Origin of the sequence: Paenibacillus sp. FSL F4-0125 (assembly GCF_038008565.1) — a bacterium.
In the GTDB taxonomy this organism is placed as follows: Bacteria; Bacillota; Bacilli; order Paenibacillales; family Paenibacillaceae; genus Paenibacillus_AQ.
On the sequence record NZ_JBBOZJ010000001.1, the window covers coordinates 3,900,426 to 3,915,034 of the forward strand.

Annotated in this window: 16 protein-coding genes and 1 pseudogene; 1 reads left to right on the forward strand and 16 read right to left on the reverse strand. The window is 41.7% G+C overall.

Features of this window, described 5'->3' with window-relative positions; genetic code table 11:
• Positions 1-242 precede the first annotated feature (242 nt).
• The 4 genes from NST74_RS17205 to NST74_RS17220 form a co-directional block, all read right to left on the reverse strand.
• Positions 243-1,214, reverse strand: coding sequence for a permease prefix domain 1-containing protein (locus tag NST74_RS17205; RefSeq protein ID WP_341113484.1), 972 nt, complete (start codon positions 1,212-1,214; stop codon positions 243-245).
• A gap of 6 nt (positions 1,215-1,220) precedes the next feature.
• Positions 1,221-1,547 (reverse strand): PadR family transcriptional regulator, encoded by a 327-nt coding sequence (locus tag NST74_RS17210; RefSeq protein WP_042128594.1) that lies wholly within the window; start codon positions 1,545-1,547, stop codon positions 1,221-1,223.
• Positions 1,548-1,796: 249 nt separating this feature from the next.
• Complete coding sequence (locus NST74_RS17215) at positions 1,797-2,516, reverse strand: SDR family NAD(P)-dependent oxidoreductase (RefSeq protein WP_341113486.1); 720 nt, start codon at positions 2,514-2,516, stop codon at positions 1,797-1,799.
• A gap of 148 nt (positions 2,517-2,664) precedes the next feature.
• Entirely contained in the window at positions 2,665-3,450 is a 786-nt protein-coding gene (locus tag NST74_RS17220; RefSeq protein WP_341115915.1) for an SDR family NAD(P)-dependent oxidoreductase, read from the reverse strand.
• 198 nt (positions 3,451-3,648) lie between these two features.
• On the opposite strand from NST74_RS17220, the gene NST74_RS17225 reads away from it, so the two are divergent.
• Positions 3,649-4,299, forward strand: coding sequence for a TetR/AcrR family transcriptional regulator (locus NST74_RS17225; protein ID WP_341113488.1), 651 nt, complete (start codon positions 3,649-3,651; stop codon positions 4,297-4,299).
• A 64-nt stretch (positions 4,300-4,363) separates the two neighbouring features.
• Here the strand turns inward: NST74_RS17225 and NST74_RS17230 are convergent, their stop codons facing one another.
• The 12 genes and pseudogenes from NST74_RS17230 to NST74_RS17285 all read right to left on the reverse strand — a co-directional run bounded on the left by NST74_RS17230 (position 4,364) and on the right by NST74_RS17285 (position 14,595).
• Positions 4,364-5,179 (reverse strand): ABC transporter permease, encoded by an 816-nt coding sequence (locus NST74_RS17230; protein WP_341113489.1) that lies wholly within the window; start codon positions 5,177-5,179, stop codon positions 4,364-4,366.
• Positions 5,176-6,207, reverse strand: coding sequence for an ATP-binding cassette domain-containing protein (locus NST74_RS17235; protein WP_341113491.1), 1,032 nt, complete (start codon positions 6,205-6,207; stop codon positions 5,176-5,178). Before NST74_RS17235 ends, NST74_RS17230 begins: the two co-directional genes overlap by 4 nt.
• Positions 6,208-6,362: 155 nt before the next feature.
• Complete coding sequence (locus NST74_RS17240) at positions 6,363-9,401, reverse strand: peptidase domain-containing ABC transporter (RefSeq protein WP_341113494.1); 3,039 nt, start codon at positions 9,399-9,401, stop codon at positions 6,363-6,365.
• Between the two features lie 24 nt (positions 9,402-9,425).
• Positions 9,426-10,193 (reverse strand): peptidylprolyl isomerase, encoded by a 768-nt coding sequence (locus tag NST74_RS17245; protein ID WP_341113496.1) that lies wholly within the window; start codon positions 10,191-10,193, stop codon positions 9,426-9,428.
• 93 nt (positions 10,194-10,286) lie between these two features.
• Positions 10,287-10,472, reverse strand: coding sequence for a hypothetical protein (locus NST74_RS17250; RefSeq protein ID WP_341113498.1), 186 nt, complete (start codon positions 10,470-10,472; stop codon positions 10,287-10,289).
• 179 nt (positions 10,473-10,651) lie between these two features.
• On the reverse strand, positions 10,652-10,846 hold the full coding sequence (locus NST74_RS17255) for a hypothetical protein (RefSeq protein ID WP_042128606.1): 195 nt from the start codon (positions 10,844-10,846) through the stop codon (positions 10,652-10,654).
• 169 nt (positions 10,847-11,015) lie between these two features.
• Positions 11,016-11,348 carry an ArsR/SmtB family transcription factor gene (locus NST74_RS17260; RefSeq protein WP_042128608.1) on the reverse strand — a complete coding sequence of 111 codons (333 nt, stop codon included), beginning with the start codon at positions 11,346-11,348 and terminating at the stop codon, positions 11,016-11,018.
• A gap of 1 nt (position 11,349) precedes the next feature.
• Positions 11,350-11,772, reverse strand: a complete 423-nt coding sequence (locus NST74_RS17265; RefSeq protein WP_042128610.1) for an SRPBCC family protein — start codon at positions 11,770-11,772, stop codon at positions 11,350-11,352.
• Positions 11,773-11,890: 118 nt separating this feature from the next.
• Complete coding sequence (locus tag NST74_RS17270; RefSeq protein ID WP_341115916.1) at positions 11,891-12,256, reverse strand: cupin domain-containing protein; 366 nt, start codon at positions 12,254-12,256, stop codon at positions 11,891-11,893.
• Between the two features lie 29 nt (positions 12,257-12,285).
• A pseudogene (locus NST74_RS17275) lies at positions 12,286-12,851 on the reverse strand (ABC transporter substrate-binding protein); the annotation flags it as partial.
• A gap of 32 nt (positions 12,852-12,883) precedes the next feature.
• On the reverse strand, positions 12,884-13,504 hold the full coding sequence (locus NST74_RS17280) for a glycerol-3-phosphate acyltransferase (protein ID WP_341113502.1): 621 nt from the start codon (positions 13,502-13,504) through the stop codon (positions 12,884-12,886).
• Positions 13,504-14,595 carry a glycosyltransferase gene (locus NST74_RS17285; protein ID WP_341113503.1) on the reverse strand — a complete coding sequence of 364 codons (1,092 nt, stop codon included), beginning with the start codon at positions 14,593-14,595 and terminating at the stop codon, positions 13,504-13,506. The genes NST74_RS17280 and NST74_RS17285 overlap by 1 nt, the downstream gene beginning before the upstream one ends.
• Positions 14,596-14,609 lie beyond the last annotated feature (14 nt).

Consider the following 14,609-nt stretch of genomic DNA (forward strand, 5'->3'; position numbering starts at 1 on the left):
TAATGTATTTTCGTCTTCTTCAACAAGAGTATTATTGTATATTCATATTCTCGTCCGCCCAATATATGTCCAATATAAGCTGAAAATTTATTGGTCTACTGTTTTAATAGATCCACGAAAGCGCTCTATTAAACTTCAACACAAATAGGCAGCCTACCAGTTAGTTTTCATACTGGTAAACTGCCTATTTTATTCCTTGCGTTACTCTCCTATTTATTTAAATCATGATTGTTGAGAACCTCTTAGGAGACATTTTTACGTTTCGTAATATGATAGATATTGCTGAACATGCCAGAGAGAATGCCGGCAATCGGGAATACGGCCCAATTGACATCCCAGCGCTGATAGACAAATCCTGTGAACAAGAAGATCACTGTCGCCAAAGGCCACAATATCGCCCCCACAGCTCCTATAAATCGGTCCTCTTCCTTCTTTTGTGCAGTAATTATCGGCTCCTCCAGCAGCTTTGTATATGCACCTTGGATATTACCGTAATAGATGAACAGAAACACCGCCACTGCCGCGATCGGTAAAAAGGCAACAACTCCATATGGAGTATAGTCATCGTTAACAAATGAAGTTGCGAAGATAAAAGCTGGTGATAACACGCACAGGCAAACGCCTGTTATCAGTGAAAGGCGATAGGTCGGGGCATAAAGGGCTTGGCTGCGTTGAAGTGCCGCTTTGAGCGCATAAGGTAATTGAAAGCCCTGTTCCAGATGTTTGAAGCGCTCAAGCTTCATTCCGCTATAGATGAACATTCCCACCGCAACAGCAACCAGCATGAACATTCCTACAAGCCCTAACATCGAGCCTTTATCAGCCACAATAGCATTTTTATGTTCAAACAGTGTATCAAGACCAATCAAAAACGCCACTCCACATGCACAGAGAAAAACGCCGATACCAGTCCACATCCCTGCCCTACGTCTGGCAGCCACATAAGCATAAGCCTCATCTTCTGTTAGCACAGGAACATTCACAACCTGCTCCGATTCGACAGGCTGGATACCGAGCTCAGCGGTCAACTCTTCAATATTACCGAATTCCGAAATAACGACACCGATCGCTTCATTTTCCGACTTGCCATCATGTTTCAACTCCTGGTATTTCTCCTCCATACCATACAGCAGCTCCCGCTTCAAACGCTCCAGTTCCGGAGTTTTTGGAAGGTTAGCGAACATATTATCCAGATATACTACAATCGTCTCCATGCTCTATCACCACTCTCTGATAAATTGGTTAACAACTTCCTGAGTAACCTTCCACTCCTCACATTTCTCCTTATAATAGGCGAGACCTAGCGAAGTAATCCGATAATACGTACGCCGCTTACCGAGACTCTCATCCTGAAAAAAGGATTCAATGTAACCGTTCTTCTCTAACCTGGTAAAAGCGGAATACAAGGTTGTCTCCTTCATAATGTACTTCTCCTGCGTCAACTGCCTGATGTTTTTAGAAATTTCATACCCATAGGATTCTCCATCCAGCAACATGAAGAGGATCAGCGTATCATTGTAACCGCGTATAACATCACTGCTGATCAATAATGGTAGACCTCCTCGATTACTTCATCTGTCGTAGTAGTTGCAGTATAACATAATTACTACGACAGATGAAGTAGTTTAGGGAAAAATAGGAAAAAAAACCTAACCGGTTCTATGCTACAAATGAGCATGCTTTTTATGACCCTAATTGACATCCTATACAGCCTTATACCAGCAAAAAGCCGCTATCATAGAGTAATCCATAGATAGCGGCTTTTTATAAATTATGAACAGGGTAGCTAAGATTTATTATGCATTCAAATCAGACATTGCAGGAATTTGAATTTCTTTGACACAGGAAGCGCTAGAGAGGTTAACGACACATTTCACAATGGAGACAATGTCCTGAACAGGAATTCTTGTGCCGCTATATTCTGCAATGGCCTTTTCCACGCCATCTTCATAAGGAATTTCTGCTGCCAACTCACCCGGATTCACACAAGTAACAGCAATACCATCCTTGCGAACATGCTCTCGCAATGCATGAGTAATGCCACGCAGACCGAACTTAGAAGCTACAAAGGATACCTGGGCGTTATTGGTATGATCCAGACCTGCTGTGGAGCCAATTAGAATAATTTTCCCTGCCTCCGATTGACGAAGATTAGGCAGTACAGCCTGTATGCAGGTAATTGTTGAAGTTATATTCACATTTATAATGTTGGCTATGTCACTTGCCTCATCTTTGTCAAACGTATAGTGAGACTCAAAACCTTCTTTTTCCCAAATGCCTACGTTATAAACTAGAACATCCAGTTTCTCCGTTTGAATGCTCTTTGATAAGACTTGTGCGGCATCTGGCTGCGATAAATCTACTGCAATCCAGATTCTTTTTATACCATCATTAAGATTGAGACTGCCTGGCCTGCTTCTGGAAACGATCCAAACTTGATCGCCAGACTCAGGTAACCCTTTCACAAATGCATCTCCCAAACCTTTACTTGCCCCCAAAATCAGATAGTTTCTCATACTGTCTCCCTTTCCCATGTTTATCATTTTATTTTCATATCATATTACCATCGATGAACATGAAGATGTAGGGTTTTATGTGAACCTGTCTCATTTGGGTTAAGCGACAAACCCTGCGTTTACTTCATCGAAGCGAAATGCTGAGCTATTAATGTCGCGTACGGAGCATACGTCCTACAAAATAAAGCATTTGTTTACGTGTGAAAAGCCGTGACATTTGAGCTGAAATATAGTTTGTAAATCCTGGAACAGCAAATATTTTTCTAGCTTGAAGCGACCGAAGAGCGACTTGAACCACATTTTCTGGAGTATCTCGTTTCCCTACTGAAGCTTCATCGGCTCCCACAACATTAAAAAATTCTGTTTCCGTAGACCCTGGACATAACGCAAGAAATTGTACTCCCCGTTTCCGATTTTCCTCCCATAGTGCTTGTGTAAATGATAATACAAAAGCTTTTGTCGCTCCATATACAGCCATATTAGGGAGAGGTTGAAATGCTGCTGTTGATGCAACGTTTATAATCACTCCGCTTTTTCTTCTTAACATCTCTGGCAAAAATAAATGGGTCAGATCTACTACCGCCAAAACATTTAGCATCACCTCTTCATGTTGTCTTGGACCAGACAGTTGTTCAAAAAGCCCATAAGTAGCAAAACCTGCATTATTAATAAGAATATCAACGTTCAAACCACGTTCCATACATTGTTGATAGAGCCTGCTAGGAGAACCTTCTAGCGATAAATCAGCAACTAAAACCTCCGCTTGAATATGAAATTCTCTTCGTAATTTTTCCGCTAAAGCGATCAATTTATCTTCGGAACGGGCGACTAATATCAAATGACTTCCTTTGGCTGCAAGTTCTCGAGCAAACGCTTCACCTATTCCTGAAGAAGCACCCGTAATTAATGTCCATTTATTTTGAATAAGTATAATGGCTATCATCTCTCCTTTTAATGACCACTTAGAAACAGTGTTTCAATATGAATCATTGTATCCATGTGAGGTTGCGTTGTCAAATAAAGTTCTACATTTAATTATTGGCTATTTCTCTTCTACATCAGTAAAATAAGGTTTAGAATTAACGGCTATTTAAAAAAAAGCTAAAGTAAAGTTCTAAGGAAGTGAAACTACATGCAAAAATCCAAAATATCTTCTATAGATACTCAATCCGTTACAACCTACCCAAAAGCAAAACTACAGCATGCAGAAATATTAAGACTGAATATTATCGAAGCCGCTGCGGCCATTATGCATGAATCCGGACCTGAAGGTGTAACCATCCGCAAGGTTGCTGAAAAAATGGAATGTCCCACAAAAATCATTTATAACTTATTTGGAAACAAGGAAGGTTTAGCGAAGGAGCTTTTTCTGCAAGGGTGTAAATTGTTGGCTGCTGCCTTTCAAGCGGTCCCAAAACAAGACAATCTAAATTTATATCTTCGCGATCTTGGACAAGCTTATTGGGATTTCTCACGGAATCATACCAGCTATTATATGGTTATGTTCGGAGGAGCCTTTAGCGAATTCAAACCGGAGGAGGATAGTTTACATGCTATCTTTACGGCACTACAACAAGTGATAGCCCTTATTACAGAAGCCATCGAACAAGGGTTTATTAACGAGAAAGACCCCCTCCTTGTTGTGAACCTGGTGTGGGCGTCATTGCATGGCGTCATTCATCTGCATTTGGGGGGACATATTCAAAATGAAGAAACTGCTAAAACATTGTATGATAGATCAGTATCCAATTTAATTCATACGTTCTTTAGAAGCGATAATTAATAAAAGAGGATTTTTGCGGAGAATACAAAAAAACGGCATTTCTGCCGTTTTTTTTCGTTTCGAATTATGTCCGACGCATATAAGCACGTACCGTAATAGGTGCAAATATTGCGACGATGACAGCTGCTCCGATCAAAGAGATAGTGAAATCCCAACCTACGGTTCCAAAGTTAGTAAGTTGTCGTACGGCTGAAACGAGATGTGAGATTGGATTGACTTTAACAAACCATTGTAACCAGTTAGGCAGCGTATCGACAGGCACGAAGGCATTAGATAGAAACGTAAGTGGGAACAACACAATCATTGATATCCCCTGCACACTAGAAGCAGTCCGTGCAATCACACCGAAGAAAGCGAAAATCCAGCTAATCGACCAAGCACAAACAATAACAAGAAGCGCAGCGAATGCGACATGTTCCAGACCGCCATCAGGACGGTAACCCATAATGTAGCCCATGGTAAATGTAAGCACAGTAGCAATCGTGTATCTAATCGTGTCTGCCAACAAAGCTCCCGCTAACGGGGCTATTCGAGCTATTGGCAGTGATTTGAATCGGTCGAACACGCCTTTATCCATATCCTCACGTAATTGGACACCAGTAACGATGGAGGTAGTGATTACAGTCTGCACAAGAATGCCGGGGATAATAACAGGCAGATAACTTACCACGTCACCAGATATAGCCCCTCCAAAGATATAGGTAAACATCAGAGTGAAAATAATTGGCTGAAGTGTAACGTCGAACAATTGCTCAGGGGTACGTCGAATTTTCAGTATCCCACGATAAGCCATCGTTAACGAGTTGCGTACAGCTTGCCGAAAACTCGTATGATTTTTCAATGGGCGGTTAACACCCGAATTTATTGTAGTGGTTCTCATACTCTTACTGCCTCCTTAACAATTGACTCTTGGGACGCTGTTGACGCTTCATCCGTAGCACCATGACCTGTAATCGTTAGGAATACTTCATCAAGCGTCGGTTTCTGCACACTCATCTCAGCCAAGTGAATACCTTCCTCACGAAGTGCAATAAGTAAGTCTGTAACTAAATCAGCATCCGCCATCGGTGCCGTTATTTTCCCAGTTTCGTACGATACCACGGACTGAATTTGGAGCACATGTTCCACACGCTGACGGGCTAGTTCAATATCTTTTAGATGTTGAACCTTTAGGTGTAGTGATGTGGTACCCACTGACGCTTTCAAATCATCCGCTGTCCCCTCTGCAACGACTTGCCCACGATCGATAACTGCAATCCGATCAGCCAGTTGATCTGCTTCTTCAAGGTACTGTGTAGTCAGAAGAACCGTTGATCCCGTATTCACCAATCGACGGATGGTATCCCACATCTGTGAACGAGTGCGAGGATCAAGCCCTGTAGTTGGTTCATCTAGGAAAATTAAAGGTGGTTGTGCAATAAGGCTAGCTGCCAAATCCAGACGGCGACGCATACCCCCAGAGAAATTTCGAAGAGGCCGTTTAGCCGCCTCAGTCAGACCAAACTCTTCCAGTAATTCTGTTGCTTTTTTCCGCGACTCTGCGCGCCCAAGCCCTAATAGCCGAGAGAAGATAATAAGATTCTCTGTAGCACTTAATGACTCATCGACTGAGGCATATTGTCCTGTCACACCAATTAATTGCCTAACAATCTGCGACTCCTTCACCACATCATGCCCGAAGATTCGACCAGTACCTGCATCGGGACGAAGTAAGGTTGCCAGCATCCGAATGACGGTTGTCTTTCCTGCCCCATTCGGACCAAGTACGCCATAGATCGTACCTGCTTTCACTTTCAAATTCACGCCATCCACCGCGCGATTGTCTCCAAATGTTTTGACCAGTCCCCGCGCCTCGACGGCCCACTCGTTATGGTCTGGTGTTAGAATCTTATTCTGTACTTGCACCATAGTAATTCCCCCAACGTTTCAGATTATATGGTGATAGTAAACCCCATTTATAAACTGAATTTAAACGATGTTTTAAACGGAGTTAAACTTATCCATTTATTTTCTATGAAAACAAACAAAAAACCACGTTCAATGAACATGGCTAATCCAACACGTTATAGTTGCTGACTGACCAAATAATAATATAGACCTTGAGTCTGCAAAAGCTCTTCATGAGTTCCGTTTTCTACAACCACGCCTTGGTCGAGCACAATGATACGATCCGCATGCTTAACTGTACTTAAACGATGCGCGATGATCAGCGTCGTTCTATTTTTAATAATAAGCTCCATATTGTTCTGAATCTTTCTTTCCGATTCCGTGTCTAGTGCACTTGTCGCTTCATCAAATACCAATATCGGGGGATTGCCAAGTAGCGCTCGTGCAATCGCGATTCTTTGAGCTTGCCCACCGGATAATCTAATTCCACCTTCGCCGATCATCGTATCATAACGAAGTGGAAGTTCATTAATGAAATCATGTGCGCCGGCTAACATCGCAGAGGCTTCCACTTCACCAAAGGCGACATCCTGCTGTCCGAAGGCTATGTTTTCAAGAATCGTCCCCCGAAAAATCGCTGTATCTTGCTGTACAACCCCTATCTTTTGGCGCAAGGAAAGTGCATCTATCGTTCGCAGGTCATGTCCGTCCACACGTATCGTTCCACTTGAAGGAGAATACAAATTCATTAATAAATTCGCAATTGTTGATTTCCCCGACCCACTTCGTCCTACGATTGCAATAGTTTGTCCCGCCATCATCTCTAAGTTAATGTTCTGAATAATATTCTTCCCATCCACCTCATAACGGAAGGTAACATTCTCAAAAGAAACATGACCTTTCACATTCACTAGTGTTCTAAGCTGCGTTTGTTCGGACTGCTCAAGGCGTGATTGAAATACATCGTCTAATCTTTCCATAGAAATCCGTGCTTCCATCAGATCATCGAGCATGTGAATAATAAAGGAGATCGACTGAGTTACCGTTGATAACAAAACCGTAAAAGCAACCAGTTCCCCAGCAGACATATCGCCTTGTAATACATAGCGGGAGCCAAAATACAAAACTGTAATCGTCCCTAGCGTACGTATCCACTCTCCACCTGTTTCAGCAGTGACCCAAAGCAATGTTCCTTTCAATCGCAGCTTCGTCGCATTTTTAAATTTAGTTTTTAATTGATTAAACACGGCTCTTTCTGCAGTAAGTGTCTTAATTGATGCAATGAAATTGACAGCCTCCACCATCGTTGATTCTGATTCCGCCTCCGCTTGGAACTGTTTTCTACTGTTTTGGCGCATCCGCGGAGATACGAAATAAATTAGACCGATATATAGCGGAATAATAACTGCGGCCATGAAAAATAGCTTTGGATTGTAATACAGCATTAACGAGCTATAAACTCCAATGGTAACGAGATCAAGGATTAAATTAGTAGCCCCTGAGGTGAGGATTTGCCGTATTTTTTCATTCTCGTTCACCCTTGTAAGGATATCACCCACAGTACGTTCATTAAAAAAAGATAGGGGTAACCCAAGCAGATGCTTATAAAAAGCTTCTACCATATTCGTATCGATTTTGAGCGCGGTTTTAGAGGATATCCATTGCCTAACGAACATAAAAAGACCGTTAACTAAAGAAATCACTAGCATAGTGGACATTAATAGGATTAGCAGCTGCTCGTTACGGTGAACCAATACATTATCAATCACTGACTGAGTAATAATGGGCAAAGACAACGAAATTAGCTGAATTACAACAGACAGCAGCAAAATATTTGCTAGTACATGTTTATGCGGCTTCAGATAAGCGGCATATCTTTGTAAGGTGGAGCCGCGGGGAACAGAGTCTTTTAAAGCCATGGTTGGGGTAAGTGTCAAAAGCATACCTTTCCAATGTTGAGCAAATTGTTCATGCGTCAGCTTCTCTACACCAATTGCAGGATCTGCCACATATATATGCTCTTTCGTTACCTGATACACGACAATATAGTGATTCCCTTTCCAATGCGCAATGGCTGGAAGCTGGATATCAGATAGATTCGCCAGATGAATTCTTATTCCCTCAGCTTCAAATCCTAGAGATTGAGCGCTATCCATCATTTCCTGAAGTGACGTTCCCGATCTGGAGAGCTGCATATTGGACTTAATATAATTAATCGAAACAGATACACTATAATATTTACAGACCATACTTAAGCAGGTGGGGCCACAATCCATTTCACTTTGCTGCAAAATAAAAGGGAACCTTCGCCAAGGTTTTGCAGGCTTAGATTTGATTCGTCTCACAAAAGCTGATTTTTCTATCGGAATTGATACGCTTGGTTCCGGCACTGGCTCAGTGAAGTCTTCAACTTTCTGGTCGAGGGGATTACGGCCACTGTAATTTGAAGAAATTCGAAGGATCGCTTCCTTAATTTTCGGATATTCGCTTATGAGATGGTCAAAATCTTCTTTCGAAAGCCGAAAAAGCGTAGATTTTTCTGTTGTTCTAACCGTTGCTTTACGAGGTTCTCCTTTTAGCAGCGCTAATTCTCCGAAAAAATCACCCGTTTCCAGCTTATTTAGCAACACGCCCTGACCTTCTTTTACCACTTCTGCGTGCCCAGATCTTAATATGTAAAATGCGTCTCCTGTTTCACCCTCTGTTACAACTGAAGCACCGGCTGAGTATTCACAAACTGTAATTTTATCGAGCAGTGAACGAAGCACCTGATATTCAATGTTAGAAAAGATAGTAGAGCCCTTCAAAAAAATACGCATCGCATCAGATGCCATATATTGATTCATATATATGCTTAGATCAGGGCGCGTCTCCAGCATTAGAATAAAATCTTCCTTGGATAACTTCAACACCTGAAGCTCTGTGGACGCTCTAATCGTAATATCCGTTGTTTCATTGTTCAACAAAGCACTTTCTCCGAAATGCTCACCCGTATGGAGCAAACCCAGGTTCATCTCATTTCCATCAGGCAGTTCTTTAATTCGTCTAGCCTGTCCTGAAACGATGATATAGAAAGCATTCATCTGTTCCCCGGTATGAACAATCGTCTGTCCCATTTCAAAGTTAACTACTGTAAGTTGCTGCGACAAGAGAAGCTTTTCCTGTTCATTCATTACACCAAAAAGAGATACCTGATTTAACAGCCTCTCCACCATGCACACATCCCAACTTGGGTTTGCTTATATTTGATCCCACAAAGGGATCTCAATCTTGGCCAAGCTCAATTGCTCAGCGACCCATTCCTCAAATAGTAAGGATAGAATTTGTTCTCTCATTCTCTCATCCAGAACGCTGTGTTTCATCTCCTCTACTTTAATTAAATGATATCCTCGATTCGTCTTCACAGGTCCTACAATTTCACCAGGCTGGGCTCCAAACACGGAAGCCGCTACCACAGGAGATAAAGCTGCACGAGTTACTTCGCCGGTGTACCCTCCCGCAAGTCTAGTGGCTTCGTCCAAAGAATACTGACGGGCATAGGTGTAGAAATCCCCACCTTCCTCGATGCGATACATTAACTCCCGGATCGCTCCATACTCCGCCATAATAATCTGTGAGATTATGGCTGTGTCGAAGGAAAGTCGCTGCTCGTAATAATACTTTTCTACTTGAGCACTGCATACTATATGCATCAATTTGGATTCAATTAGCGTCTCACGAACATACTCTCCTAAATCATCAAGCGTCATTCGGTTGCGCTGAAGCCATTCCGTAGCTGCCGCTACTTGTAAAAGACCTTTCTTCCTCCTGAAATCATCGATTCCTTCTTGCAGCTCCTTTACGCTAACCTGAACGCCTTGGGTGTGTGCATATCGTTCAATTAGTATTTGTCTCGCCTTGTTATGCAAGGCTGAAAAAGCCTGACGGTTTCTAGCATAGCGTAAGACTTCATTTAGGCTAGTAGATTTCCCGTCTACCGTAAGTGCAACGATCGTTTGTAAAGACATATTTATAACCTCATTTGAAATTAATGAACAATCACCCCCTTCTATATGATTAGGGGGTGATTGTAAATATAAGCTGAGATTCTCGAGTTACAACTACCCCATTTTGTAGCCTTTCCCGTTTACCGCAGAACTTGGGATATGTAATAATTTCCCCGTTCCTGCTCCACCTGAGACTTCCTTCATCTCTGTGTCACTAAGAGATTTGTCTTCTTCCTGCAATTCTTCCAGACGCAGCTTTGCTTCTGGTTGAGTGCCATCTTGATTAACGTTTTCTGACATTAAACTCACCCCCAATAATTACCTTATAGATTAAAGGGAATAACGAGGTTTAACAAGCAACTATAGTTGTGTTGTTAAGTGTACGATGATTTCTTCTAAAGACATATCATAATAAAAAACCACCCCATATACAGCATCATGAAGTGGTTGTAATCAATGCTTAAATGCAAGAGATACAACTAACCATTAAAGATTGTTCTTCCATTTTTGATAGCACTAGATGTCGTAGTTTTCAATTGATCTCTATTCCCACCTAATCCACCAGAGACTTCCTTCATCTCTGCGTCACTAAGAGATTTGACTTCTTCCTGCAATTCTTCCAATTGCAGCTTTTCTTCTGGTTGAGTGCCATCTTGATTAACGTTTTCTGACATTAAACTCACCTCCAATAATTACCTTTTAGAATAAAGAGAATTATGAGGTTTAACAAGCAACTATAGTTGTGTTGTCTATTAAAATCCTTCACAAATCGGCGCTTCTTCTAATCTTCCGTGTTCAATAATCAAAAAAACCGGGAAGCGCGATCACACGCCTCTCGGTTTATCATTCATTGTTATGGTCTGCTTCAACATATTCTTTAAGCGCAAACAGTTTATTCGCCCAGTATTGTTCAAAAAAGGTAAGCCAATCTTGAAGCTCCAGTAAAGGCTCTGGCTGAAGCTTGTACCGAGTCTCCCGGCCGACTTTCTGACTGCTAACAAGCTGCGCATCGGACAATACTTGTAAGTGCTTGTTAACAGCAGTTCGGCTGATCGGGTAGCAGTCCGAGATAGATGCTATGGACATTTCCTTATTAGCAAGCAGCTTTAGCAGACTACGGCGGGTAGGATCTGCTATCGCTTGAAATACATCATGCCCAGATTCAGCGACTGGCATCTTAAGCCTCGATATAAGCAGGAAGTTTTTCTTGGACGATTTTCTCCCAGCCGCCGTTCATAAAGCCACGAACGATTGGATGCGGTTGACCAAATTCAGTTACCTTTTCAGGGTCCCATCCAGAGTGAATCACGGTGAACTCCGTCTTCCCATCAATTTCTTTCAATTCAAAGGCAAGATGCCAATCCTTCCCCCAATTAAAACCGACACGGTTCGGCTCATCAATCTCTGTAACTTTACAAGGGGAATCCCCGAATTGTCCAGCATGTAGAATGAACTCATGGCCTACCACCGGCTCGAATGTACTTGGCATCCACCAGGCAGCTATTCCTTCAGCAGTGGAAACAGCTTTCCATACTTTTTCAATGGGCGCATTGAGTGTAATTGTTTGACGAATATCTTGTAGTGGTCCTTGAGTTTGCATAAATTTCCTCCAAAATTCATTTTAATGTAACACCTTCTGGTTTCATTTTTATTATAACACCATTTGGTGTTATGTCAATTTTCAGAAACCTTAAGGGAATAGCGGAGGAAAGCCTTAACTAGATCCAAGTATCATTGGCTGCTGTTAATTCGGACTCAGTACCGCCAGTGTTTCCTACGCTTTTAGGCTCCACCAACATGATATGACATTCCTTTTCGGCGGATGGCTTCATCTCGACTCCTTTTGGGAGAATAAACATCTCACCCTTGGAGATTTTAACCTGACCATCACGGAAATCAATGATCATCTCCCCTTCGAGCGTGAAAAATACCTTATCGGTATCTTGATGAACATGCCATTCAAAATCCCCAATGATCTTAATAAGTTTAAATTGATTGTCAATCATTTCACCAATGACTTTGGGAGACCAAAGGTCGTTAAATTTAGATAACTTATCTTTCAGATTAATAGCTTGATAACGGATAATAATCACTACTAATCTTCCTCAGCTTATTAGCGCTTAAGCAAGGCGGATAATATATTTTGTAAAGCGTAATCAATAGCTAATGATCCACCAGTAATAGCGGAGTTATCCATTAAATAGACATTGCCTTTCTTTACGGCATTCATAGCATTCCACACATTACTTTGTTTTAAGTTATTCATTAATTCCTCCTTTTTTTGTAATGTCACCTATAAGGAAAATATGGTCTGCTTGAACAGCTGATATTCCTTCAAATGAAGTAAATTCATTATTTTTACTTGTATATGTATCATCCGGTGTAAGCCCCAGTCCCTTTTCTTTATCAAACGCAAGTTTATAGACCGGATTCCCTTCACCTAGAACATTAAAAGTTTTTCCATCCCAAGACAATATAAGCGCTACTGTCTCTCTTTCCATCGACTTTAATGTTTCACTCCCAGCTGTAATATCTTTCATCATTTTATCAATTACTTTTTCCGCTTCGTCTTCTTTGCCAATAATCTTGGCTACTGTACGGAGTCCATATTGCCAATCTTCATAAATGTCCTTGTATTTTAATGTAATGACTGGTGTTTTTTTCTAGTGAATCATACACGCTGCTGGGATACCCTTGTTTATACCAAGCCTTTATGTTCTTTTTCGTTCCCTTGTTGAATATTTCCGTAGCCACGTACGCCATTCAAATCTGTGCGTATAGACAAGGATCACAAAGCTCCCAAACCACACCCACAAAATAGGAGCAGACCACTTACTGATATACAGATAAACGGAAAGCAGCAGCATTCCGCTTACCACTTGTAAACCATCCGTTACAGGAGTTTTGACTCTGCGATTGTACCAACTACCGTTCACTTTCAGCACTGCTAAAATAACAGCTAACGCTAAGGAAGCTTTGAATCCTGTCAACGCACTCCATACCCCAAAGGTCACGGCGATCGCCTTCCCACCTTTTCCTTTAAGAAAGGGAGAAAAGGCATGACCCGCAATGGGAGCTAAAGCTAACGGAACAATGAGATAACTTTCACTATAATGACTTTCCATTACCCATAAAAGAGGCAAATATCCTTTTAGAAAATCCAAAATAATACCTAAAATGCCGAATTTATAACCGGACGACTTCCATAGATTCAAAGCCCCCGGATTACCGTCGCCTATGAATTTTAGATTCTTTTTACGCGCCAGCCCAAGCCAATAGGAAAACATAAGAGATCCCGACACAAATAAACCCGCGATCCACAATATGATCATTAGTCCCTATGGCCTCCCACCTGGATATGCCTTCCTTTCCAGCTTACATGCCTTAGAAAAACGACCTGATAAATCGAATATAGCATGATCAAGATAAAGAAAAGAGTAGCCACCACGTGAAATACAGGAATAACGATGCCGAATACCCCTACATACTTAATAAAATAAAAGAGCTGAAACATATAAAGAAGATAACCTATCAATAAAGGCATAAACCATGAAGTGTTCGCAAAGACAAATACGGTTTCTGAAACAATAAGTCCAACCACCCAAAGTGCAATTGGAACAATCGTCAGTGGACTTAATGTTGAGGTGCTTAAGACGGCCCCTTTACTGAAGCCTTCAATTTCACTTTTGATCCCCTTCGGATACATGCGAAACGATACTAAGCCATAACCGATAAAATTTCGAATCGGAACACCGGCCGAGATAAACTTCTCTCCTAAAGACAAATCATCCAGCACTTCAGATCTAATACTTAGATGGCCATTAACTTTTTCATAATCCTGCCTTAAAGCTAGAATACATGAGCCGTACAGTCCTTTTTTGGCGTTGTTCCGTTCAAAAACCGAAGTGAAGGTGAAGATCCCCAGCATATTCATGATTAAGGCGAGCTTCTCAAACAGCTTTTCTGTATGATGAAAAGGAACTACCGAAATGACACCTTTCGATAGCTCCCTTGCTGTTAATAATGACGCCAAAGCGTTAGGCTTTAATCGGATATCCGCATCCAAAAAAGCAAAGATATCGCCCGAGGCTTGTAAATATCCATTCCAGACTGCCCAGCTCTTCCCCGTCCATCCCTCAGGGAGAGTACTGTTCGTAATAACCTTAACCCCATAGCTCTCAGCAATTTCTTTGGTCCGATCCTCCGAGAAGTCATCAACCACAATAATTTCATAAGGTGTAATGGTTTGAGACTGAAGTGAATCGAGCAGAAAGCGCAAATTATATTCTTCATTCCTTGCGGGAATGATGATGGACAATTTCTCCCGTCCTTGCATAGGCTCATGAGAAGTGATCAAAGTATTCTTTCTAAACAAAATAAAACCGGAGAGACATCCAACGCCTATTACAATGAACAACCACATCTACAGTTCCCCCC